The organism is Plebeiibacterium sediminum (assembly GCF_026013605.1).
GTDB lineage: Bacteria > Bacteroidota > Bacteroidia > Bacteroidales > Marinilabiliaceae > Saccharicrinis > Saccharicrinis sediminus.
The window spans coordinates 1-25479 of record NZ_JAPDPJ010000005.1; the positions used below are offsets into that span (position 1 = coordinate 1).

Consider the following 25479-nt stretch of genomic DNA (forward strand, 5'->3'; position numbering starts at 1 on the left):
TTCCTGAAGATGAATATTAATAATTATAACAACTACTCCGTGGTGGGACACATAGATTAAAGGTTTAGTTGTGTGAGTGGGGCAGATCCGTTTGGGTCTGCCCTTTCTTTTTTATGAATAGAATAAGTCGTGTAAGAACAGTGTTTGTAAATTAGTTTTAGTTCAGCTTTGTTTCAGTATTGTGAAAGATGAGGATTGTGCTTGGCTTGTATTAGGCTTTTGTTCGGGTACTATATACCTATGCCAACCCGAACCCAATCCGAGCAGAACCCTATGCCACCCGAACGCTACCCGAACGCGCCCCGAACCCGTATCCTAAATGACTCTGAAATGTCCTTTTTTTGAATAATTATTGTCCATTTTAGCCTTTTCTGGAATAATTATCCTTGATTTTGGCATTTTTCAGAATAATTGGGTGTTTTTTACTGTATTTCATTCAAGTAAAAATATTGCTAATTTTCTATATTATTGAATAGTAGAGTGTTGTGAAGGTGAAAAATAACTGTAAAAATACTGTTATTTTTTATTTGCTTATTTGTTGTAGATATAGTTGCAGAAAACAACAAGTAAACTTTTTTATAAAATGTACTTTACTACTCCTATTTTACCTTCATAGGAATACCACTAACCATAAAATAGACTTCATCCGCCAGACTGGCTATGTGTTGGTTCATCCAACCTTGAAGGTCCGTAAATTTTCGTTGAATTTCGTTCTCCGGCATACCTCCCAGGCCTATTTCATTAGTAACAATGATATAATGTGCATCCTGTTTAATTAAGGCTTCAAATTCATTCTTAGCTTCAATTAATGATTTTTCAATATCACTGTTATTGTCAAAATAAAAGTTGGTAAGCCAGAGTGTAACGCAGTCCATTAACACCACTTTATTACTGAAGTTATGTTGTGAAATGAATTTTTCTTCTTCTATATTTTCCCATCTTTCATCGCGATCAGCTTTGTGTCTTTCAATTCGCTTTTTGTGTTCTTCGTCCCATATGCGTGAAGTGGCCAGGTATACTGGTTTTGAACTGTTTTCTAAAGCCATATCCTGAGCAAAAGAGCTTTTACCTGATCGTTGCCCGCCTGTAATAAAAGTTATTTTAGTCATTAATAAATGATTGTAAAATTTGTTGCTAAAATTATCCTTTAAGGATTTTTACTTGTGAATAATCGTGGTTGTAAACACTTATTTTAACCACAGCTCCGTAATCCAGTTGCCATGAGAATATTTTATGGTAAGGGATCTCAAGAAACTTCATTAATAAACATCTGATCACTCCGGAGTGAGAAACAATTGCTGTTGTTGTATTATCAGGAGTGTTATTTTCAAGTTGGTTAAAATATTCAATGGTTCTGTTGTAGAACTGACCAAAAGATTCACCCTTGTGAGGAGATTGATTTAATATGTCTTCAGACCAAACATGCATCTCATTGGGATCAATATCTGCCCATTTTTTCATCTCCCAATTACCAAAATCTAATTCTTTGAGATTGTCATTGTATTTGATAGTCTTTTCCGGAAATAGAAACTGAGCTAGTTTATTGCAGCGTTGCAGAGGACTTGATAAAACAAAATCGGGATTAATATTATTTAGCGCCGTTTTTATATCTGTTGCTTCATTTTCAAAGTTCTTGTTAATATCCAGATCTGAAATTCCATAGCAAATTCCCTGATCAATATTAGGTGTTGTATGCCGTATTATATAAAATTGTTTCATTATTTTACCACTATAAATAATTGGGAATTTTAACCACTAAGGCTCCAAGACTCCAAGGTTTTTAATTGATGCTTAAATCATAAGATTAGATTGTCAGCGGTGAATAATTAAAAATCAATTTATAAAGCGTTTAATTCCATTTTTAATTAGAAGAACATTAAAATTAATCAAATATCCAAGTCTGTTTTCTGTTAATTTTAAATAACTTATAATTTGAGCTTCATGAACAGGTAAAACTGTTTCAACTGCTTTGAGTTCAATAATTATACAATTTTCAACTAATAAGTCAATTCTTAATGCATCTTTGATAATTAAATCATCATATATAATTGGAATATTAACTTGTTGATTAATACTTAAACCGTTTTTCTTTAATTCATGATAAAGACATTTCTCATATACAACTTCAAGTAGGCCTGGACCAAGTTTTGAGTGTACTTTATATGCACAGTTGACAATTCTCTTGCCAATTGTGTTAATTTCATCAGGTATTTCAATATGATTATTAAAGTTACTCATAGTTATAGATTTTTATAGGATGTAAATTACTTAGAGTCTTAGAGTCTTGGTGGTAAATAAAATATTCTAAATTAAAGTAATTATTTTGCTCATTGCTATGATGCTTAAATAAAAAACAACTTCTGTAACCTGCTGCACAGCTCCCAGGCAGTCACCTACATAACCTCCAATCCATTTTTTAAAATACTTATCGAGCCAAATTTTAGTGATAAGTAAAGGTATTATTGACGTATAAATAATCCAGCTTTGAAAAAGAAGTAAGGATGCTAATCCAATAATTATGGCAATCCACAAATCTAATACATGGAGATTTTTTGTTACCGGTTTTGATTTACTTGTTTCATCTTCTCTAACATAGGGTAATGTAAACATTGTTGTAACCGCAAACATTCTACTTACAGAATGTCCACAAATGATTGCAGGAATTATCAGTGCATTGGGTATTGATGAGATCGATGCAAATTTCATCAATAAGATTAATATGGTTCCAATCATTCCATAAGCACCAACTCTGGAGTCCTTCATTATTATTAATATCTTTTCTGTGGTCCAGCCGCCACCAAAACCATCGCAGGTATCCGCAAAACCATCTTCATGAAATGCTCCTGTAAGTATGATTGTTGCAACCATAGAAAGTAAAACAGCGATATAGATTGGAAAAACAAAGGACGCTATGTAATAAGTTAAAGCTCCAATGCCACCAATAATTAATCCAACTAATGGGAAATATCGATTACATTTGTTTATGTTATCACTTGAATATCCCACCCATTTAGGCGCTGGTATTCTGGTTAAAAACATCAAGGCTGTAAAAAAAAGTCTAAGCTGACGCATGTATAATTTAAATTGTTGATTGAATACTATTAATAAATAATAGGTTAGGCATAGTGGGTTGTAGATTTTCTATAAGCTATGATGTTGATGCTTGTGGATTGTTTTCTGAAAATTGTTGGGCAATCTCCTTCATGCATTTATTACAAAGGCAATCTTTGTAATTTTCTTTTAAATACTTCTGAGCTTTTTGCGAGATAGGTACATGAATGCAATGGCACTCAAAGATGTCATCATGTCTGCAATTGAACTCCTGATTACATCTTCCGCATTTTTTAATCATTTTGAAATGGTTTTGAATCATACAAACTTACCCGTAATTGAGTAAACTCACCAATACCAATAAAAGATTAAGTTTCTTAAATCAAGATAACTTTGCTTTTATTCCCGAAAGCATTGATTTTAACAATCACTGGCAGGTCTTCTGACTTATTCCTGATTTTGATGCCTTCCCATTTTTAGAAAAAACAGTGGTGTTTAAATATCAAAACCTAATCATTGGAATTCACAGCAGCGGGTACTGTTGCTGATTTACACAGCATTCCCTTTTCATTTCTTAATTCAATTGAATTAAGAAACACCAGATGGTGCAAAAATATAATTAATTTATTTGATGCAGAAATATGAACAGATGATCTAAAACATCTGTATAGAGGAATGTTTGTTGTTCAAAATAGAGGTTCTTACTTTAAAATTTCATGACTAATTGAGCCCAGATCATCGATGTGCCAGCTCTCTTTTTTATGATCATCTTTAATACTAATAATAAAATGTTTTTTTGTTGCTTTTATATTGGCTTTGTATTGCAATGCCGAACGATTAAATCCAATATCTTTTAAACCTGCAATTTTATTGGCAAAACGATTGTGTTTTTCAAAATGTAATTTTTGAGCATAAAATATATTTCTTAACTCCCATTTAATTCTTTGTTCTTTGGTTAATATGTTGTTGTTATAGTTCGTGTTGTTTACATATACCTCGCCCCATAATTCAAGTTTTGTAATTGGATTATCAAACATATACGCCCATATAAATTGTTCGCCATTATAAAGTTTACCAGTATCTGAGTTAATTATTTTTTTGTATGCGCCATCAATAACTACATACGGCCAATGCGACCGAACGAAGTTCATTTTCCAATGTCCATTTTTATCAATATTGTCCGTATCATCAGTTTTTAAATTTACAGGAATACCAATTTCTAATTGCCAATATTGATCCGTATCATTTGGTTTGTTAACCGTACCCTGAATGTAAGTTGCACATTTGATTTTTAATTGATTAATTGGTATGTTCTTATTGCTTATGGAATTTTGTTCGTATTGATTTAATTCGCCTTTTATAATACCAAGGGCATTGGTTTTTATATTTAAGTAGTCATACTCATCATTATCACAATCAATCAATATCTCAAAAAAGTTATCCTTAAAATATTCATCATTGCGTTTAGAATCTAGTGCCCATATCTGATCTTCGTTTATTTTAGCCAGTAAATATATTGTATCATTATAAATGCCCATTTTAAAGGCGGTTTCATGACTTTTATTTTCTGGTTTTCCGCTAATTGATGAAACAAACATTGAACTCCATGGTGTATGATCCCATTCGTTTTGTGTGTTTATGCCATCTATAACAGGAGCCTTTTTAAAATGGCCTAATGGGTATGTTGTAGGTTTGTATATATAAGGCTTATAAGGTAAACCAAATTCATTTGTTTCGGATAGTACATCATCAGATGCATTTTTACATGATGCTACGAGTAGCAAAAAATAAGAGCTAATGATAATATATATTAAGAATGACCTGAGCATAAGGTGTAAAGTATAGTATATACAATTTACATCTAAACAAAGATTAATTCAAGAAATATAGGAGGAAATTTGAATGTGGAACAAGTGAATTAGTCATACTAAAGTTGTGGATTTTTATAATCCTTTTTTGATGATTTCAATATCATCTTCATAATCAATACGAATATCATCATGAAGTTTTGTTAATGCTTTTTCTATGTTCAGAAGTTGTCTTTCGTAGAGGTTTTTCATAACTGTACTTCGTCTAAGTGGAACTTTAAGATTTTGCATTTCTTTGCAAAAGGAAATCAGTAGTTCTATTTCAGTCTCTTTTTTTCCTGAATGCTTAATATATTTAGTTGTTAACTTCAGAATTTTTCGAATACCTTTTTTAACATAGATAAATTTAGACTTATTTATTCCTTTAAAACCTTCTTTGATTTCGGCTTTTACTTCACTAACGTAATTTTCTTCATCAATAGATTCGAATAGAAGATAATGAAGCAGCTCTTTATTTTCTATTTTGTATTTGGCTATGCGTAAACAGTGATCAATTAATAACTCTCTTGGAAGTATTTCCAGTTCTTTTTTTATTTGATGAATCGTACTTGTTTTTATAGCCATTGCATTTGTATTAATAGAATCACACAAAGTTTACGAAAAAATTATAGAATACTGCCATAAATATTTTTCTTATATTGTATGGCTATATTTTGGGCAGATCAAAACTAATGGTAAGGTTAGTTTTTGATTGGTAACTTATTGAATATGTTATTTTTTAATGTGTAGGCATCAAGAGAAAAGGTGTTGAAGTATAGTAATTAGCGTTAATCAAATCAATAATTTATAATGCGTAAAAAATTATTTTTAATCCTAATAACCGCTCTGTTGTACTGGGTACTTGTAAATTATGTTCCATATGGAATGTACATTGCTTTACCTGTTAATTTATTTGTTACTTTTTTACATGAGTTGGGTCATTCTATCTTTGCTGTATTAACCGGAGGTAGTGTTTATGAAGTAAGGATTCAACCTAATGGTGCAGGCTATGCTGTTACAGCCGGTGGTTATGCTCCGTTAGTTTTAATGGGTGGTTATATAGGTAGCGCATTGTTCGGAAATCTATTGTTGCATATCGGATTAAAGAAACCTAAATCTGCTGTAGTAGCCATGTATGTTATGGTTTGTGTATTTGTTGCAAGTGCTGTTATTTGGTATAGTTCAATATTTACTTCTTTACTTTTAATATTATTTTCAGCAGTAGCAATTTGGGTAAGTAAAAAGTCAAAAGCTACCATAGCTAATTTTTTAATTGTTACAGGAACGGCTTCTATTATTTTTATTATTAATGATTATAATGTTGGGCCATCATCTGATATTGCTAAGTTCTCTAAAATTATACCTGTTTTACCACAATACTTTTGGTCCATACTATGGTTGGCAATTGTGATATATATTACCTGGAGAAATTTAAAGTACTCCCTGAGATTAAAAAAATAAACATCTTGTTTTCTTCATCTGGTTGGTGATGATTAATCTCGTTATAATAAAATTTGGTTGTAATTGGGTAACATAACAAAGATCAGATTTTTTAGTGGATTATAACTTTATTTTTGCAGCTTCAATCCAATTAATAAAAGAGTTGTGAACTAAGTAATTAAAATGTTCTACAAACAAAAGAACGCAATTTTTTTGCAAGTTCATGAGATAAAAAATAAAGCATAAACGCATGAAACAGTCAACAGATCATATATTTTTAGTACGACCAGAAAATTTTGGTTTCAATACAGAAACTGCAACTTCAAATGCATTTCAAAATAATATAGACCTGAATCAAAAGGAGATTAAGGAAAAAGTTCTTTCCGAATTTGATGCCTATGTGGCTAAATTACAAGGTGTGGGTGTAAATGTTACAGTTATTGAAGACACTGCTTCTCCTGTTAAGCCAGATGCTATATTCCCAAATAACTGGGGTTCGTTTCATGCAGATGGAACAATAATACTGTACCCAATGGCGGCACCAAATAGAAGATTGGAGAAAAGAGCTGATGTGATCGATTTTTTTAAGACCAACTATAAAGTAAATAAGGTTGTTGACTTATCTAAATATGAGCAGGAAGGCAAATTTTGTGAAGGTACAGGAAGTATTATTTTTGATCATACGCATAAAATTGCCTATGCATGTCTTTCTCCACGTACAGATTTGGACGTATTTAAAGAAATCTGTGAAATATTGGAGTATAAACCTGTATATTTTATTTCAACAGATAAAGATGGGAAAGAAATATATCACACAAATGTGATGATGTGTGTCAGTGAACAGTTTGCTGTAGTTTGTTTGGAAAGCATTCCAAATGAAGAAGAAAGAGAATTAGTGATTCAGCATTTAGAAGAAACAGGTCATGAAATTGTTGATATTACCTTTGATCAGGTTTATCAATTTGCCGGAAATATGCTGTCTGTTAAAAATGAGCAAGGACAAGAATTTTTGGTGATGTCGCAGAGCGCATATAATGTGCTGACAGATGATCAAAAGGAATCCATTGAGCATTACTGTAATACATTACCAGTTCAGGTTGATACTATTGAGAAAATAGGAGGAGGAAGTGCACGATGCATGATTTCTGAGATTTTTCTTCAACCTGCATAGTATTACTTTGATTTCTTCATTGGTAAGCATATGCCAATGCCATATTTTTGACCAAACTTAATTTTAACTAAACCAACAATAAGGTTGGATAGGATATTAATTTCTATTTTTGAGGATATTTAAATAATTAGATATTCTTACAATTGAGGACTGCATCAGTAATATATTTTACAGCTATTTTTCTGATAACAATATTGTTTAATGGCTGTGGGATTAAGAGGAAAAACGGAGGGGTAGTTGATCATGGAACCATTGTGTTTCATATTGATTATCTCAATGAAATGAAAACCTCTTCTGTATCTAATATGATGCCTGATAAGTGGTTGTATTCATTTAATAAAAATAGAATAAAGCATGAGCTAAAGGCTAGTTTTAATGTTTTTTCCTTAAGTTTTGTTTCAGAAAGTCCAACTGATTCGTGTGATGTTTTATTCAGTTTTATGGATAAAAACATGTATTATCCTATTGCTATAAATGATCATTTCTTTTTATATGATAATGATGCCAAGGTGATAGTAACATACGAACCTGATGTAACTAAAGATATTGCAGGTTTTAAATGTTCAAAGGCAAACATTAAGTTTGAAGGTCATGAACCATTTGATGTTTATTATACCGATGAAATTCATATCCTAGAACCTAACCGACATACTCCTTTAAAAGTGATTCCTGGTGTTTTAATGGAATTTACAGTAGAATACAATGGCTTAAAACTACATTTGAAAGCAAAGGATTTTTTAGATGAAAAACCAGCATTGAATAACTTTAAGATACCTAAAAATGCGGTTTTAAGTAATCGTGATGAGGTAGTAGCTATGGTAAATACTTTAATAAATACCTTTCAATAATATTCTTACGTATATCTCGTTTTCATTTCAAAAGAATTATCAATTTGTATAGAAATGGGTAGAGCATTTATTACTTTTGCCTGTGCAATTGCGAGTGATTAACAAAATATTTACAATGGCAGGAAAAACAAAAAAATCTAAATCAAAGAATAGTACAAATATCATATCAGACCTAATTAAAAGACTAAGCGACTTTCGGGTCAGGATCTTTAGTGGTTTGTTTCTGATCGTATATGCCATATTTTTATTTATAGCCTTTATATCCTTTATTTTTACAGGAGGAATAGATCATAGTAAATTCAATATTAACTTTTTTGAATTTATTACAAATTCGGATATTAATGTTGCAAACTGGACAGGTAAAATAGGTGCTTATTTTGCAGATTTATTTATTAATTCCGGAATCGGGCTTTCTGCTTTTGTTATTGTTTTTGCCATTTTTATTGGCGCATGCAGATTAATAAATATCAAGCTGTTATCATTTCGTAAAACAATAATACACTCGTTTTGTATAGGTGTTTATTTCTCTGTTTTATTGGGATATATATTTAAAAGTGCCATAAATTCACAATACCTTTTACCTGGTGGTGATATGGGGTACTTTTTAAGTAAATGGCTCTTGTCTGCCATTGGAAATGTTGGGTTGATATTAATACTTATCTTTTCACTGATCTCATACCTTACTTTTACTTTTGATCAGTTTATTCCTTTTGTTCGGAAAGCTTTTGTTGGTAAAGTTTCAAACGATACGGAACCTAAAAAAGAGGAAACTGAGCAGTATCATGATCAGTCATTACTTGTTAAGGAGGACTATATTGAAGAAAAGATAGAAGAACAAGCACCTCAGGAAGAACCTGTAATAGAAGTCAGGGAACAGATTGAGGAAGAGGAGGAGCAGTTTATTGTAAAACAAATTGAGACTCCAAAGTTAGATGTTGAAAATAAAATAGGAGTAGAGTTAGATATTACAGATAATGCCGGTTCTGATATTAAAACTGAGGAAGATGGATTTACCATAGAAAAGGTACAGGAAGAAGAAAACTTTGTTGTGAATGACAATGTTCCTTTAGGCGATTATGATCCAACGCTGGATTTATCAAGTTATCAGTTGCCAACAATAGATTTGTTAGAGGCCCATCATGCGGGTAATGAACCTGTTACCGATGCTGAGCTGAATTCTAATAAGGATAAAATTGTTAATACGCTTATTGATTATAAAATTGAAATTAAGAGTATTAAGGCAACAGTAGGACCCACTGTAACATTATATGAAATTGTACCGGCACCAGGAGTTCGTATTTCAAAAATTAAAAATCTGGAAGATGATATTGCTTTGTCGTTAGCTGCTTTGGGTATCAGAATTATTGCACCTATTCCGGGAAAAGGAACCATTGGTATTGAAGTTCCGAACAGTGAACCTGAGGTTGTTTCGATGAAAACAATTATTTCAGCCAAGAAATTTCAGACTACTAAATTTGAATTACCAATTGCCCTTGGAAAAACCATATCAAACGAAACCTTTGTTATTGATTTGGCTAAGGCTCCGCATATGTTGGTTGCAGGAGCAACAGGTCAGGGTAAATCAGTAGGATTAAATGCTATCATTACCTCACTGTTATATAAAAAGCATCCATCGCAATTAAAATTTGTTTTGGTCGATCCTAAAAAGGTTGAATTAAATATTTATAGCAAAATTGAGCGCCACTTCCTGGCTAAGTTACCGGATGATGATGATGAGGCTATTATTACTGATGTTCAAAAGGTGGTGAATACACTCAATTCATTAACTATAGAAATGGATTCGAGGTATGATTTACTGAAAAAAGCGCATGCACGTAATATCAAAGAGTACAATCATAAGTTTGTAAAGCGATCACTGAATCCTGAAAATGGTCATCGTTTCTTACCTTATATTGTTGTTGTAATTGATGAGTTTGCCGATTTAATTATGACTGCAGGTAAAGAGGTTGAAATGCCAATTGCTCGTATAGCTCAGTTGGCAAGGGCCGTTGGTATTCATATGATTGTAGCAACTCAGCGACCTTCAACCAATATTATTACAGGTGTTATTAAAGCAAACTTCCCAACCAGGGTGGCGTTTAAAGTGGCATCGATGATTGACTCCCGAACTATTCTGGATTCTCCGGGAGCCAACCAGTTGATTGGTAGAGGTGATATGCTAATATCTCAGGGTAGTGACCTGGTAAGGGTTCAATGTGCTTTTGTTGATACTCCGGAAGTTGAAAGAATTAATGATTTTATTGGTTCTCAAAAAGGGTATCCAAGTGCCATGTTGTTACCTGAATATGTTGGCGAATCTTCAGGAAGTGAACCCGGTGAAGTGGATATGAGTAATAAAGATTCGATTTTTGAGGAAGCTGCAAAAGTTGTGGTGGCTAATCAGTCCGGATCCACATCGTTAATTCAGCGTAGATTTTCAATTGGTTACAACAGAGCCGGTAGAATTATTGATCAGCTTGAAGCAGCTGGGATTGTAGGTCCATTTGAAGGTAGTAAAGCCCGTCAGGTATTGGTTCCGGATGAGGCCTCTTTAGAGCATATTTTAAGGGGACTATAATTTTGGTATTGTTTTTGAAACTTGAACAGATAACTTAGGTATAATAACGCAAACTCAGAATATTAAGAACAGAAATATGAAGAAGATTTTATTGTTAATAGCACTAATTCCCGGATTTCTTATTGCGCAAACAAATGAAAAGGCAGTTGAAATTTTAGATAAGGTTACAGCTAAAACCAAGACTTATAATACCATTAAAGCAGACTTTTCGTTTGCTATGGAAAATTTGCAGGAAGAAATTAACGAGGTATATGAAGGAACCATTTCTATAAAAGGAGATAAGTATAAGGCAAATTTAATGCATGTAGATACTTATTTTGATGGGAAAACACTTTGGACTCATATGATTGATGAAGAAGAAGTAAATGTTGATGAGCCTGATCCTGAAGATGAAGAAACTTTAAATCCGGCATCTATTTTTACTATCTATCAAACAGGGTTTAAATATGCTTATTTGGGTGAAAAAACTGTTGATGGGGTAGTTGTTTACGGTATTGATTTATTTCCGATAAACAGGGATAAACCTTATTCAAAAATTAGTCTGGAGATTGTAAAAGATAATCTGAAAATAGCAACAATCAAGCAAGTTGGTAAGGATGGTAATAACTATACCATTAAAGTAAAAAATATGCAGATTAATACACCGATGAATGATTCAATGTTTGTTTTTGATAAGGAAGCAAATCCGGATGTTGATGTTATCGATATGAGATAAAATAAGAAAATACAAATAATTTTTAAGGCGTAATGATTATTCATTGCGCCTTTTTTTAATGCTAATAATACAATATATGCAATTTAATATTCAATCGGTACAAACTGATTTAACCGAACAAATAGTTCGTAAAATAAATACAAAAACAAAACCTGTTGGATCTCTTGGGAAATTGGAGAAAATAGCCCGGCAAATAGCAGAGATTCAGAATACTTTACATCCGGAATTATCAAATCCGGCAATCATAGTATGTGCAGGGGATCATGGTGTTACAGAAGAAGGGATTAGTCCATTCCCCAAAGAAGTGACCTATCAAATGGTTATGAATTTCCTGGGACAAGGAGCTGCCATTAATGTTTTTACAAAACAAAATAATATAAAACTCTTATTGGCTGATACCGGTGTTGATTTTGACTTTGAAAAGAATACAAGTTTAATCGATATAAAAATAGCAAAAGGGACTTGTAACTTTGCCAAAGAAAAAGCGATGACACCAGTTCAATGTGAACAAGCTCTGGCAAATGGTGCTAATATAGTTAGTGATTTGAATGCTTCAGGAACCAATATAATTGGATTTGGTGAAATGGGTATTGGAAATACAACTTCTGCAGCAGCATTATTATGTGCTTATACCGGAACCACAGGTATTGAAGCTGCCGGAGCAGGAACTGGTTTGGATGAAGATGGTATATTAAAAAAAGCGAAAGTAATTGATGAGGCCATTAAATTACACGGCCCAATCAACGCTCCATATGAAATATTAGAAACCTTTGGGGGATTTGAGATTGCATCCATAGTTGGTGCAATGCTAAAAGCAGCAGAACTTAAAATGGTAATTATGGTTGATGGTTTTATTGTGACATCAGCGCTTCTTGCAGCTTATTATATCGATAATAGAGTTTTAGATTATTGTATATTCTCTCATAAATCACAGGAAAAAGGACATCAGTTAATGCTTGATTGTATTGGCGCAGAACCAATATTAGATATTCAAATGAGGTTAGGGGAAGGTACAGGAAGTGCAGTCGCTTTTCCAATAATACAAAGTGCGGTAAATTTTTTCAATGAGATGAGTAGTTTTGAAGATGCCGGGGTCTCTGATAGGGAATAACAAAAGATCTAATATAGAAAAAAAGGAAATCTCTGATGTGCTGAGATTTCCTTTTGTTTTTTAGAAGAACATATTGTGCTTACTTTCATGTTCAATAGTAGTAGTGGGTCCATGTCCCGAATACACTATGGTTTCTTTAGGTAGCGTTAATAAATGAGTTTTAATACCATTGATTAGTGTGTCAAAATCACCTCCCGGTAAATCAGCTCTTCCAACGCTTTCTCTAAAAAGTACATCACCCGCAATTACAAAGCCTTCTTTTTCACAGTAAAGAGCAATGCCACCAGGTGAATGTCCGGGAATGTGGAGTACTTTAATAACAGAACCTCCAAATTCAATTTCCTGATTATGTTCCAGATAACCTTTTAGTGCCGGAGGATTTTGTTCAAGTTGCATACCCATTTGAGCTGCATAAGGTACTGTCTGCTCAATCCAGAATTCATCGTCTTTATGAGCTTCAGCTCCCAGGTTGTACCTTTCGCAAACAAATCGGTTTCCGAACACATGATCTAAATGCAAGTGGGTATTTAATAATTTAGTGGGATTTAGATTGTTACTTGAAATAAAGTTAACTAAATGCTGCTGTTCTTCAGCCGTTAGGCAGCCGGGATCAATAATAATACAATCTCCGTTTTCTGCAGACACAACATATGTATTCTCTTGCCAGGGACTATAAATTAAGGTGTGTACTTTAAGCATATTTCTTGTATTTATTGGGTGTCAATGTTTTCTCATCGTTAATTTAAGATGAGGTGTTTAAAAGTAAAATTATTTTAGGACTATGAAAAACTAAGCCGTATAAAATTGTTGAACAAATATTTATGTAATTAAGTGTAATAAAAAAGTGTATCTATTTCACAACACCTTTCAGCATAGGAACAAATTCAAATCGTCCAAATTCTTCCTGACTAAATTCTGTTTCAGATTCTCTGGTTACACGAATCATGGTTTGTACTTTTCTACCAACAGGAATAACCATTACGCCACCAATTGCCAACTGTGTTAATAACTCCTCTGGAATTGAAGGAGCACCTGCTGTAATAATAATTCCATCAAAAGGTTGAAATTGAGGTAAGCCTTTGTAGCCATCGCCCAAAAAGAAACTTAGCTGGTAACCCATTTGTGGCAATAAATGGCTGCTTTTAATATATAGTTCTCGCTGACGTTCTATTGAAAAAACTTTTGCTCCCATTTCTACCAATACAGCAGCCTGATACCCTGATCCGGTTCCTACTTCCAGAATTTTATCACCCTTTTTAATATTAAGTAACTGAGTTTGAAAAGCAACTGTAAATGGTTGAGAAATTGTTTGACCAGCTCCTATTGGAAAGGCTTTGTCCTGATAGGCAAATTTGATAAAACTGCTTTCAAAGAACATATGTCTGGGAACATTTCCTATGGCTTGCAATACTTTAGGGTTTGAAATCCCTTTACCAGCTATCTCCTGCACTAATCTATTTCGAAGACCTTTGTGTCTTAATGTATCCATACTTAGTTTTAATGTGGTCATAAAAATAGTGTTAATGAATCATTAGGTCGTATTTTTTTATAAAAAAATATCTTATCTTATAATAAAAGGAGTAGTTGTTCGTTTTTGAATAAACTAGAGATTATGGTATGGGAAATAAGGTTGTTGATAAAACTCCTAAAAGAATAAGCGGAAGACGAATTGTGATGCGACATCTATTGTCGGATATATTGGCTCTTATTTTAAGTCATCTGATTTTTATTGGGAAGTATACATATATAAAAACTGAAGTGGAAAAACTGTTTAGTGATCCGTTTCTGATTAATTTATCCCCGGTAATATTTTTGAGTGGGATTGTTTTGTTTTGGTTATTTGCATTCTATTTAGCCGGGAATTACCATAATTTAGCTCGTCGTTCAGGAATGCAGATTATAGGGCCAACGCTATTCACTTCTTTTATAGTTACCTTACTTGTTTTTTACTTTTTAATTGGTGAGAATTGCTTTAATATTCAGGATGTTTATCTGCAAATGTCGATTCAGTACTTTTTTATTGTTTGGGGATTTGTATTTGTATTTAGAATGGTGTTGATAAGGTATTTTCAATTTCAAATGCAAAATGGACAGGTTGGTTACTATGGAATATTAATAGGGAATAGTGCAAAAGCTTTGGAATTAGCCAAGGAATACTATTCATCTTTATCAAAAAGTGGGTTTAGATATGTTGGTTATATATCAGAAGGTAATGATGGAGAAGATTTATCAATGTACATGCCTCACCTTGGAACGCTTTCTCAGCTGCCTAAAATTATAAAAGCAGTTTCATTTGATGATGCATTAATTGTTTTAAAGAATAATCATGCAAGAACAATTAACCGAGTAATTAATACATTAAAGGTTAAGGACTGTTTTATTCGTTTGTCGGCCAATTTAAACGAAGTTATAGAGCGTAAAATAAGTACTACAAATTTGGAGTTTTTACCATATATCACCATTGTTAATAACAGATTACCAATTTGGCAAGTTGTTTTAAAAAGAGTTATTGATGTAAGTTTTTCTCTATTGGTAATTATTTTATTCTCTCCGCTCTTTATTCTTTTGGCAGTTTTGGTTAAGTTCTCTTCTCCAGGTGCTATATTTTACAGACAGATTAGAATTGGCAAGAATAAGAAACCATTTATGCTTTATAAATATAGGTCGATGTATGTTGATGCAGAAAAAGACGGACCTGCATTGTCATCAAAAAATGACCCCAGAATTACTTCTTTGGGAAAGTATTTAAGAAAGTGGCATTTGGATGAACTACCTCAGTTTTTTAATGTGATTATGGGAGATATGTCGTTAGTTGGTCCTCGACCGGAAAGACGTTTTTTTATTGATCAAATTTTAACCCAGGCACCGCATTATGACCAGGTGTTTAGTGTAAAACCAGGAATAACTTCCTGGGGTATGGTTAAGTTCGGTTATGCTGAAAATGTTGAGGAAATGATTCAACGACTACAATATGATATTATTTATCTTGAAAACAGAACCCTTGTGGTGGATTTAAAAATATTACTATATACTTTTCGCTCCATATTTAAAGGAGATGGGAAGTAAAAGACACTAACAATATGAATCATTAGATTTTTTTATGTCTCTGATTATTCTTGAGTTATGAATAATATAGATATGAAACGAGCCATGATAAAGAGTTAGCACAAACGAGGATGATTGTTTTTTCGGTGAGTTCCAAATATATCAATTAAAAGAAAAAAAGAAATATAATAAAAACCCCTGCTTAATAATTTAAACAGGGGTTTTATATTATCGGGAAATAGTAATAGACTTATTTTCTTCTACTGTAACCGGTTTATCGTAAACAAATAACTCAACAGGTAAAGAGGCGTGAGAAATAATTTCAATTTCGTTTTCATTTACTCTAACCTCAAGGTCTTTTCCTTTAAATCTAATCCTGAATGCATATTCTTCCCATTGTTCCGGGATAACAGGATTTAAATAAAGCTTTTCGTCGTACGCACGTTTACCGCCAAAACCTTCAACAATAGCCATCCATGTACCTGCCATACTTGTAATGTGAAGTCCTTCGTGAACTTCAGCATTGTAATCATCAAGATCTAATCTTGAAGTACGAAGATACATTTCATATGCTTTTTCAATTTTTCCAATTTTTGAAGCAAGAACAGAGTGCACACATGGAGAAAGTGATGATTCATGAACAGTTCTGGGTTCGTAAAAATCAAAGTTTCTACGAATTTCTTCTTCTGTAAATTGTTCTTCTAAAACATACATGCCTTGCAATGTGTCTGCTTGTTTGATGAAGTTTGAGCGAAGAATTCTGTCCCATGACCAATGCTGATTAATAGGACGCTCTGCAGGATCAAGATCATCAGCCATCATTTGCTCCTTATCCATAAAGCCATCTTGCTGCATAAACACTTTTAGCTCCTCGTTATATGGAAAATGCATGTTGTCTACTATATCCATCCAACGAACAGTTTCTTCTTCGTTGAAATTCATAATAGCTTTTAATTCCTCATATCTTTCAGGATTTTCGGCTTTAACGTAATCTATAGACTCCTTGGTATATTTTAAACACCAGGTTGCCATTTTATTAGTATACCAGTTGTTGTTAATGTTGTTTTCGTATTCATTAGGACCGGTAACACCAAGCATTACATATTTTTTTCTGGCTTCAGAAAATGTTACTCTCTGGCTCCAGAATCTGGATATTCCAACTAATACTTCTAAACCATACTCTTCAAGATATTTCTTGTCTCCTGTGTGTCGGATGTAATTGTGAATGGCAAAAGCAATAGCTCCGTTTCTGTGAATTTCTTCAAAGGTAATTTCCCATTCATTGTGACATTCCTCTCCATTGGCAGTAACCATTGGATATAGCGCTGCACCATTTTTAAATCCAAGTTTTTCTGCATTTTCAATGGCTCTTGGTAAGTGCTTATATCTGTAGATTAACAGTTGTCGGGTTACTTGTGATGGTGATGTCATTAAAAAGAAGGGTATACAATATGCCTCTGTATCCCAATATGTTGTGCCGCCATATTTTTCGCCGGTAAAACCTTTAGGACCAACATTTAGTCTTTCATCTTCACCTGTATAGGTTTGATTTAAATGGAATATATTAAAACGTATGGCTTGTTGAGCCGCAATATCTCCTTTGATTTTAATATCACTATGAATCCATTTTTCAGACCATTTTTGTTTATGATCTTCAAATAATTTATCAAAACCTTTATGGCATGCAAATGAAGCCAATTCTTCAGCCTGACTTTTTAATGCGTCAGTGGCATAGTTCAACGATGAGGTAACTCCTGCAAATTTTTCAATGCAAGCTGTTTCACCTTCTTTTACTTCAATTTCAATCTGATTACCAACCCACTTGTTAAGTTGTATTACCTCGGCATTAGGTTTAACTACTTTTTCATTTAGTTTTACAATATACTTCATTGCAAAACCACATCTGAAATCTGATTTTTTTGTTTGAGATTCCAGGTATGCAGAACCATCTTCAGCTTGTACATCAAGAATATTCCAGAATTTTTCATCATAGTTGGAATCTTCATTCTCAATGTCACCATCTATATAAGGTGTGAAACTAATTTTTCCGCTAAAGTTGATTGGAGTAATACTATATCTTATTGCTCCGTTTTCTGTATCAGCCATTGAAACAAAACGTTTAGCCTTTACAGAAATCTTTTTATCATTTTCTAAAGTGGCTTCAAATTCTCTTAACAAGAAACCTTCTTTCATATTTAAGGTACGCGTAAAGTTATCTACTTTACACTTATATAAGTCAAGTTCAAAACCATCGATGGTTACATTGATTCCAATCCAGTTTGGAGAGTTTAAAACTTTTGCAAAATATTCAGGATATCCATTCTTCCACCATCCAACACGAGTTTTGTCCGGGTAATAAACACCTGCAACATAGCTGCCTTGCAAGCTTTCTCCGGAATATTTTTCTTCAAAGTTGGCTCGTTGACCCATTTTACCATTTCCAATACTGAAAATACTCTCTGATGCTTGATGATTAGCCGGATTAAAGCCTTCTTCAATGATGCACCATTCATCATATTTAAGATATTTCTTCATAATGTCGTTGTTTAAGTTTTAGCTACTAAGACTTTTAAGCATGGTGATATTCATTTTGTGTAATCCGTCAACAACAAAATTTGCTTTCTTTAAAATATCAGGACTACCAATACCAACACATTTCATACCACCAGCAATTGCTGCTTCAATACCTGCTTCTGCATCTTCAAAAACAACACATTCATCTGGTGAAACATTTAAAGCTTCAGCTCCTTTTAAAAATACTTCGGGATCTGGTTTTGCCTTTGACACTTTTGTTCCGTCAATAATAGCTTCAAAGTATGATGTCAACTCTAAACGGTCAAGAATTGTCATCGCATTTTTACTTGCAGATCCTAAGGCAATTTTAATTCCTTCTTTGTTTAATGATTCTAAAAATTCTTTTGTACCCGGGAGAATTTCTTCAGGTCCCATTTTTAGTATATATGATAGATAGTTTTCGTTCTTTTTTGTGGCTAACTCAAGCTTTTCTTCTTCACTTTTTTCCACATTACCAATGGATAATAGAATATCTAAAGAAGTCATTCTACTTACACCTTTTAGTCTTTCATTATCTTCCAGCGTAAAATCAAATCCCATTTGGTTGGCCAGCTCTTTCCATGCTATATAATGATACTTGGCTGTATCAACAATAACTCCATCTAAATCAAAAAGACATGCTTTTATTTTACCCATTTTAGTTTTAATTAGTTGTTATTTTATATTGATCATTTAAAATCCAAAAGATCATTTTCTATTGATATTTTTAAGGATTAGATTTTTGGGGTTTAACAAGTGTTACTGATAAAGCTCCAAGAATCATACTTATTCCAGCGAGAACGAGCATATAAATGGCCTGACCGTCATAGAAGTATTTCAATAAAGAACCAGCAACCAACCCACTTATGATTTGAGGACCTGCAATTGTAAAATTGAAGATTCCCATAAAAACACCCATTTTGTCAGCAGGAATAGATTCTGATAAGATGGCATAAGGCATGGCCAGAATAGCTGCCCAGGCAATACCCACTCCAATCATAGGAAGCATCCATAATAAAGCACTGGATGGGACATCAACCTGAGTGAACAACAGGTTAACATGCATCATATCTCCACCTTTAAATAAGTACATCGAAGTGTATGCAATACCACCAATGAATAAAGCGAAACCATAAACAGTTTTTCTTCCGATTTTATTCGCTAACCGACTCATAATCACTGAAAATAAAGCAGCAAATAAGGAATATCCGGCAAATAAAATACCAATCCAATCACCAGCATCTTGTGCAGCCTGAGACGAACTATCTCCAATTTCGCAACCCCAAACATGTTGAGAAACTGCAGGAGTTGTATAAACCCACATGATGTACATTGCAAACCAGCTAAAAAATTGTACAATAGCTAGTTGTAACATGGTTTTAGGAGTGATTTTTAATAGTCTGAAAAATCCGACAAATCCTTTGTATTTTGGATCCACTTCAGCTTTTGTATCAATGCCTTTGTATTCAGCATATTCTTCCGGAGGATATTCTTTTGTTTTAAAAACAGTCCAGATTACTGAAAGTAATAGCGCACTTCCTCCTATATAAAAAGACCAAATTACAGAAGGAGGAACTTGACCTTCTGGTGCTGTATTTGAAATATTAAGTAGATTTGTTAATACAAATGGAAGTATAGAGCCAAGAACAGCACCAGCATTAATTAAAAAACTTTGTGTAGAGTAGCCAATGTTTCGTTGTTCTGCAGGTGTCATATCTGCAACTAATGCCCTAAATGGTTGCATGGTGATGTTAAACGATCCATCCATTAATGCAAACATCAATAAGCCAAATAGTAATACTGGCATAAATGAAACTACAATTGATGCATTGGGCATTAAAAACATTGCCAGAGCAGCTATTATAGCACCACCTAATATATAAGGACTGCGTCTTCCGAGTCTGTTCCATGTTCTATCACTGGCAGATCCAACAATGGGCTGAACAATTAATCCCATTAATGGAGCAGCAATCCAAAATAATGGTAAAGCATGTAAGTCGGCTCCTAAATTTGATAAGATCCTACTGACATTTGCACTTTGCAAGGCAAAACCCATTTGAATTCCCAGAAATCCAAAACTAACATTCCAGATTTGCCAAAAGGAAAGATGAGGCATCTTTTTCATATACTGTAATTTGTTTTTTATTTGTCATATGCTACTTGCCAGAATAATTATTTTCTTGTTTGATAGTAATTAATTATGGCCTGTTTCATAAAATAAATATTATTGATATAATTATTTAATTGCTTAACTCTAATACAATTAAATACAATCTAATGTTTATTTTTTTTGAATACATGGGTTGAATAAATATATAAAACCCAAATACTCATTTGTCCAAAATAAGTAGCGTGAAATGCATTCTCAAAAAAGAGAATTTCTTTAGGGGAGTATTAAATAAAATGTTGTCCTTATAAAATCCGAAAACAAAGATACAATATTATATATGCATAAAACAAATTGACGAATCAGTTAAAACCTTGTCGTCATGAAGATTTGAGTGTTTTTTCCTTTTTGCAACCGTTTGCGATAATTATTGAATAAAAATAAAAAAAGTAAAAAATAATTTGGTGAGGTTTTCTGCAACCGTTTGCAAAAACACAGGATGTTTGTTCAAATAAATGAACTCTCTTTGTTAGTAGCAGGAAATTTTGTGAGATGAAAACTTCTATGATGTAATATATATTACATCATAGTCGATTCTCTGATACGTAAAACCGGAGTGATAATTTTAGTGGTGGTATTGTAGCTCTCGTCTTTATTTTCAATTTGATTGAGTAACAATTGGATGGCTTCTTTACCAATTTCAGTTCCTTTTTGTTCTACCGTTGATAATGGCGGATATGCAATGGTTGCATTTGGTCCATCACCAAAACCAATCACCGAAATATGTTCCGGGATACGAATGTCATTTTTCATTAATACTTGCATGGCTGCAATTGCCGTTGAATCATTTACTGCAAATATTCCATCTATTTGATTGGCCATTTGTAAAATTTTGCCTGCGTTGGCAAATACATCATCTCTGGTATCACATTTAATTACAAAATCAGGATTGTATGGAATTCCATTTTCTTCAAGAGCCTTGATGTAACCGTCTCTTCTACGTTGCCCAATTAATAAATGTGTTGGAGCAGATAAGTGAAGTATGTTTCTGCAACCTGTTGCAATTAAATGATGGGTTGCAATTTTAGCACCCATAAAATCATCGATAAAAACTTTATCTGCATCTATTTCCTCAGGTGCTCTATCGAAAAAAACAACTGGAACGCCATGATCAATCAAGTTCTGTATGTGATCAAATTGTAACGTTGTTTTACTAAGCGACATTAAAATTCCATCCACTCTATTGTCTAATAAAGCCTGCGCATCAATAACTTCTCTGTTGTAATCCTCATTTGACTGGCAAATCATAACATTATAACCGGCAGCATAAGCTACCTTTTCAATACCAGAAATAACGGAGGAAAAGAAATGGTGTACCAATTCCGGGATAATAACCCCTATTGTGTTTGTTTTACTTCGCCTAAGATTTAATGCTAAAGCATTGGGGCGATAATTAACCTTACTGGCAAATGCCTGAACCATCCTTTTTGTTTTTGGACTAATATCCGGATGATCCTTAAGGGCTCTTGAAACAGTAGAGGCTGAAATGCCAAGCATTTTTGCAATATCCTTGATAGTAATTTGGTGCTGAGCCATATGATTAAAAAGTACTTTGTCGTGTGTAATAGGTTGAAGTTTAAAGATACTACAACCACCTTAAAAAATGCACAATATCTGTAAAATCTTTATAAAAATGACGTTTTTTAGTCGTGAAATAAATGGATTTGCAGGTAAAATATTCTATAAAACGAATTTAGAAATATGTTTTACAACATATGTAATTATTGCAAACGACCTCGCAAACGTCTCCGCAAACGTTTGCGTTAAAAAATGTCAACATTTGATTTGTTAGTGTTAAGAAATGTATAAATCATGTAGGTTTTTTATATAGATTTGTAATGTCCATTAAAAAGTAAAATGACTGCACAGTAAGGTGTGAGTTGTTATTTAAAATGAAAATCTTAATAAAATCCCAAAAAATTAATTTAAGAAAATTAAACAAGTTTTATAACTGTTAAATCTTTAGTTTTATGATTCAATCATTTAGTTTAAACAAAGTCTTTCTCTTGCTGGCTGGTTTGTTGTTAATAACAAGCAGCCTTTCGGCTCAGGAAATGACAATTACTGGTGTTGTTACCGACGCTAGTACTGGAGATGTTTTACCAGGAGTAACAGTAGCCATAAAAAATACTACATCAGGTACTATTACCACTCCCGATGGTAATTATACATTAACTGCTAAATCAGGCGATGCGCTTATTTTTTCTTTCATAGGGTACACCACTCAAGAAATAGTAATTACAGCACAAGAAAAATTAGATGTTGCTTTGCAACCAGATGTAATCGGTATGGATGAGGTTGTTGTTGTTGGTTATGGACAAGTAAGAAAAGAAGATGCCACCGGATCTGTTTTTACTGTAAAATCAGATGACTTTAACCAGGGTTCAACTACATCACCGCAAGATCTTATCGTGGGTAAGATTGCCGGAGTACAGATTGTAAGTGATGGTGGTGCTCCAGGTTCTGCTTCTACTATCAGAATTCGTGGAGGCTCATCTATGTCGGCAAGTAATGATCCACTGATTGTAATTGATGGAATGCCATTGGATAACAGAGGTATTGACGGTATGAGTAATGTGTTGAGCTCATTAAACCCTAATGATATTGAAACATTTACCGTATTAAAAGATGCATCAGCAACTGCAATTTACGGATCTCGTGCTTCTAACGGTGTAATTCTTATTACAACAAAAAAAGGTAAAGCCGGACAAAAAATAAAAGTTACTTACGACTCTAAGTTTTCAATTGGTAAAATTAAAGAGACTATAGATGTTTTGAGTGCAGATCAATATAGAGCTTTAGTAAATGAAAGAGCCGTTAATAATTCTTCTGTAAATCCTGATTTGTTAGGTAGTGCTTCAACAGACTGGCAAGATGAAATTTACAGAGATGCTACAGGACATGAGCATAATATTGGAATTGGTGGTTCATTTAAAAATATTCCATTTAGAGTTTCTGCTGGTTACACTGATCAAAATGGAATTTTGCAAACTTCAGAAATGCAAAGAACTACAGGAACTTTAAATATTAACCCAAGTCTTTTTGATGATCATCTAACAATCAATTTGGGAGCCAAGTATATGGCAATTGATAATAGATTTGCAGATAAAGGAGCTATAGGAAGCGCACTTCGTTATGATCCTACTCAATCTGTTTTTAACAATACCGGAATTTATGGAGGATACACAACCTGGTTAATGAGCGATGGTTCAAGAAACGTGAATGGAACACGTAACCCGGTTGCACAATTACAACAAAAAGAAGATCTTTCTGATGTTTCCAGAATTATTGCAGACTTCCAGGCAGATTATAAATTACATTTCTTACCAGACTTAAAAGTTAGTATGAAATTAGGTTATGATTATTCTGATAGTGATGGTGATGTAATTACAGATTTGGATGCAGCATGGGTACAAACAGCTTCATCAGGAGTAAAAAGAGATTATACTCAGGAGAAAAAGAATGAATTATTTGATTTCTACCTTACTTATAACAAAGATCTTCCAACATTAGATAGTAAGATTAATGTAATGGGAGGTTATGAGTGGCAACATTTCTGGTCAAAATCGTCAGCTTTTGAGGTTGATAGATTTAATACAACTATAGAGGATTCGAAAAATGAGACAGAGAATTACTTGGTTTCATTTTTTGGTAGAGCTAATTATACCTTTAAAGATAAGTATATTTTAACTGCAACTTTACGTCAGGATGGTTCATCAAGATTTCACAAAGATAACAGATGGGGAACATTCCCTTCTGCAGCATTAGCCTGGAGAGTTAGTGAAGAATCATTCCTTAAAAATATCGATGTAGTAAGTAATGCTAAAGTTCGTTTAAGTTATGGTATTACTGGTCAGCAAGAACTTAATAATGGTGACTATCCATACATGGGAACATATCGATTAAGTGATTCAAGAACACAATATCAATTTGGAAATCAGTTTTATACTTTGATAAGACCTGATGGATATGATGCTGGTTTACAATGGGAAAAAACAACTACATACAATGTTGGTTTGGATTACGGATTCTTTAATAACCGAATTTATGGTACAGTTGATGTTTATAAGCGTAAAACAGAAGATCTGTTAAATACGATTCCGGTACCAGCAGGTACAAACTTTACCGACAGACTGTTAACAAATGTAGGTGATTTGGAAAATAATGGATTTGAGTTCTCAATCAATGCCGTTGTTTTAGAAAAGAAAGATTTGTTCTGGGAAGTTGGGTTTAACCTGGCTTATAACAACAATGAAATTACCCGTTTAACAAATTATGATGATCCTGATTACAGAGGAGTTGAAACCGGAGATATTAGTGGTGTTGGTGTAGGTAATACTATTCAAATCAACGCTGTTGGGCATCCTTTGAATACTTTCTATGTGTATGAGCAAGTTTATAACGCTAACGGTAAACCTATTGAAGGTCTTTATGTAGATAGAAATAAAGATGGCCAGATTACAACCGCAGATAAGTATTATGCTGAAGATCCTGCACAGGATTACAATATGGGATTTTCATCTAATTTGAAATACAAAGATTTTGATTTTGGCTTTAATGGTAGAATTGGTATTGGTGGACAAATTTACAACAATGTTATTGTAGGTGGTCGTTACCAGGAAATGACTGTGAATGAGTATTTAACTAATATGCCTTCAGAAATCAATAAATCTAAATTTGAAACAGCTCAACAGTATTCTGATTATTTCCTTGAAGATGCTTCATTCTTTAGAGTTGATAACATCACATTGGGGTATAATTTCACTAAAATGTTAAAACCACTTTTAGGGTTTAATTTAAATGTAAGAGCATATACAACTGTTCAAAATGCATTGGTAGTAACTGATTATAGTGGATTAGATCCGGAAGTTAATGGCGGAATTGACAATGATGTGTATCCAAGACCAAGAACATTCTTGTTTGGATTAAATGTAAATTTTTAATTGATAAATG

21 protein-coding genes and 1 riboswitch are annotated in these 25479 nt (G+C 33.2%); of the genes, 8 read left to right on the plus strand and 13 right to left on the minus strand.

Going from position 1 to position 25479, the window contains the following annotated elements; all coding sequences use genetic code 11:
* Positions 1-599: 599 nt before the first annotated feature.
* The 7 genes from cobU to OM075_RS03995 all read right to left on the minus strand — a co-directional run bounded on the left by cobU (position 600) and on the right by OM075_RS03995 (position 5483).
* The gene (gene cobU / locus OM075_RS03965; protein WP_301189176.1) at positions 600-1109 is read right to left on the minus strand and encodes a bifunctional adenosylcobinamide kinase/adenosylcobinamide-phosphate guanylyltransferase; all 510 of its coding nucleotides are present in this window, start codon (positions 1107-1109) and stop codon (positions 600-602) included.
* Between the two features lie 31 nt (positions 1110-1140).
* Positions 1141-1719, minus strand: coding sequence for an alpha-ribazole phosphatase (gene cobC / locus OM075_RS03970; protein WP_301189177.1), 579 nt, complete (start codon positions 1717-1719; stop codon positions 1141-1143).
* A 114-nt stretch (positions 1720-1833) separates the two neighbouring features.
* Positions 1834-2238 (minus strand): GxxExxY protein, encoded by a 405-nt coding sequence (locus OM075_RS03975; protein WP_301189178.1) that lies wholly within the window; start codon positions 2236-2238, stop codon positions 1834-1836.
* Positions 2239-2304: 66 nt separating this feature from the next.
* Positions 2305-3072 carry an adenosylcobinamide-GDP ribazoletransferase gene (locus OM075_RS03980; RefSeq protein ID WP_301189179.1) on the minus strand — a complete coding sequence of 256 codons (768 nt, stop codon included), beginning with the start codon at positions 3070-3072 and terminating at the stop codon, positions 2305-2307.
* A 76-nt stretch (positions 3073-3148) separates the two neighbouring features.
* A complete protein-coding gene (locus OM075_RS03985; RefSeq protein ID WP_301189180.1) occupies positions 3149-3352 on the minus strand; it encodes a cysteine-rich CWC family protein in 204 nt (67 codons plus the stop codon).
* Positions 3353-3466: 114 nt separating this feature from the next.
* A riboswitch (cobalamin riboswitch) is annotated at positions 3467-3669 on the minus strand.
* A gap of 83 nt (positions 3670-3752) precedes the next feature.
* Positions 3753-4835 carry a carbohydrate-binding family 9-like protein gene (locus OM075_RS03990; RefSeq protein WP_301189181.1) on the minus strand — a complete coding sequence of 361 codons (1083 nt, stop codon included), beginning with the start codon at positions 4833-4835 and terminating at the stop codon, positions 3753-3755.
* A gap of 159 nt (positions 4836-4994) precedes the next feature.
* On the minus strand, positions 4995-5483 hold the full coding sequence (locus OM075_RS03995) for a hypothetical protein (RefSeq protein ID WP_301189182.1): 489 nt from the start codon (positions 5481-5483) through the stop codon (positions 4995-4997).
* A 225-nt stretch (positions 5484-5708) separates the two neighbouring features.
* Here OM075_RS03995 and OM075_RS04000 point away from each other — a divergent pair, with 225 nt between their 5' ends.
* The 6 genes from OM075_RS04000 to cobT all read left to right on the plus strand — a co-directional run bounded on the left by OM075_RS04000 (position 5709) and on the right by cobT (position 12761).
* Positions 5709-6359, plus strand: a complete 651-nt coding sequence (locus OM075_RS04000; protein ID WP_301189183.1) for a M50 family metallopeptidase — start codon at positions 5709-5711, stop codon at positions 6357-6359.
* Positions 6360-6588: 229 nt separating this feature from the next.
* A complete protein-coding gene (gene ctlX / locus OM075_RS04005; RefSeq protein ID WP_301189184.1) occupies positions 6589-7509 on the plus strand; it encodes a citrulline utilization hydrolase CtlX in 921 nt (306 codons plus the stop codon).
* 143 nt (positions 7510-7652) lie between these two features.
* A complete protein-coding gene (locus OM075_RS04010; RefSeq protein WP_301189185.1) occupies positions 7653-8357 on the plus strand; it encodes a hypothetical protein in 705 nt (234 codons plus the stop codon).
* A gap of 115 nt (positions 8358-8472) precedes the next feature.
* Positions 8473-10935 (plus strand): FtsK/SpoIIIE family DNA translocase, encoded by a 2463-nt coding sequence (locus tag OM075_RS04015; RefSeq protein ID WP_301189186.1) that lies wholly within the window; start codon positions 8473-8475, stop codon positions 10933-10935.
* A gap of 76 nt (positions 10936-11011) precedes the next feature.
* Positions 11012-11650: an outer membrane lipoprotein periplasmic chaperone LolA1 gene (gene lolA1 / locus OM075_RS04020; protein WP_301189187.1), complete on the plus strand. Its 639-nt coding sequence runs from the start codon at positions 11012-11014 to the stop codon at positions 11648-11650.
* A 76-nt stretch (positions 11651-11726) separates the two neighbouring features.
* Complete coding sequence (gene cobT, locus OM075_RS04025; protein ID WP_301189188.1) at positions 11727-12761, plus strand: nicotinate-nucleotide--dimethylbenzimidazole phosphoribosyltransferase; 1035 nt, start codon at positions 11727-11729, stop codon at positions 12759-12761.
* Between the two features lie 60 nt (positions 12762-12821).
* Here the strand turns inward: cobT and OM075_RS04030 are convergent, their stop codons facing one another.
* On the minus strand, positions 12822-13460 hold the full coding sequence (locus OM075_RS04030) for an MBL fold metallo-hydrolase (protein WP_301189189.1): 639 nt from the start codon (positions 13458-13460) through the stop codon (positions 12822-12824).
* Positions 13461-13611: 151 nt separating this feature from the next.
* Positions 13612-14271 carry a protein-L-isoaspartate(D-aspartate) O-methyltransferase gene (locus tag OM075_RS04035; RefSeq protein ID WP_301189190.1) on the minus strand — a complete coding sequence of 220 codons (660 nt, stop codon included), beginning with the start codon at positions 14269-14271 and terminating at the stop codon, positions 13612-13614.
* 107 nt (positions 14272-14378) lie between these two features.
* Between OM075_RS04035 and OM075_RS04040 the strand changes: the two genes are divergently transcribed.
* The gene (locus OM075_RS04040) at positions 14379-15827 is read left to right on the plus strand and encodes a sugar transferase (protein ID WP_301189191.1); all 1449 of its coding nucleotides are present in this window, start codon (positions 14379-14381) and stop codon (positions 15825-15827) included.
* Positions 15828-16034: 207 nt separating this feature from the next.
* On the opposite strand, the gene OM075_RS04045 is transcribed toward OM075_RS04040, so the two are convergent.
* From OM075_RS04045 to OM075_RS04060, 4 genes are all read right to left on the minus strand, one after another.
* The gene (locus OM075_RS04045; protein ID WP_301189192.1) at positions 16035-18341 is read right to left on the minus strand and encodes a family 65 glycosyl hydrolase domain-containing protein; all 2307 of its coding nucleotides are present in this window, start codon (positions 18339-18341) and stop codon (positions 16035-16037) included.
* A gap of 18 nt (positions 18342-18359) precedes the next feature.
* Entirely contained in the window at positions 18360-19016 is a 657-nt protein-coding gene (pgmB, locus tag OM075_RS04050) for a beta-phosphoglucomutase (protein ID WP_301189193.1), read from the minus strand.
* Positions 19017-19086: 70 nt separating this feature from the next.
* Positions 19087-20484 carry an MFS transporter gene (locus tag OM075_RS04055; protein WP_301189194.1) on the minus strand — a complete coding sequence of 466 codons (1398 nt, stop codon included), beginning with the start codon at positions 20482-20484 and terminating at the stop codon, positions 19087-19089.
* Positions 20485-21045: 561 nt separating this feature from the next.
* Complete coding sequence (locus tag OM075_RS04060; RefSeq protein ID WP_301189195.1) at positions 21046-22062, minus strand: LacI family DNA-binding transcriptional regulator; 1017 nt, start codon at positions 22060-22062, stop codon at positions 21046-21048.
* 434 nt (positions 22063-22496) lie between these two features.
* On the opposite strand from OM075_RS04060, the gene OM075_RS04065 reads away from it, so the two are divergent.
* Positions 22497-25469, plus strand: coding sequence for a SusC/RagA family TonB-linked outer membrane protein (locus OM075_RS04065; RefSeq protein ID WP_301189196.1), 2973 nt, complete (start codon positions 22497-22499; stop codon positions 25467-25469).
* Positions 25470-25479 lie beyond the last annotated feature (10 nt).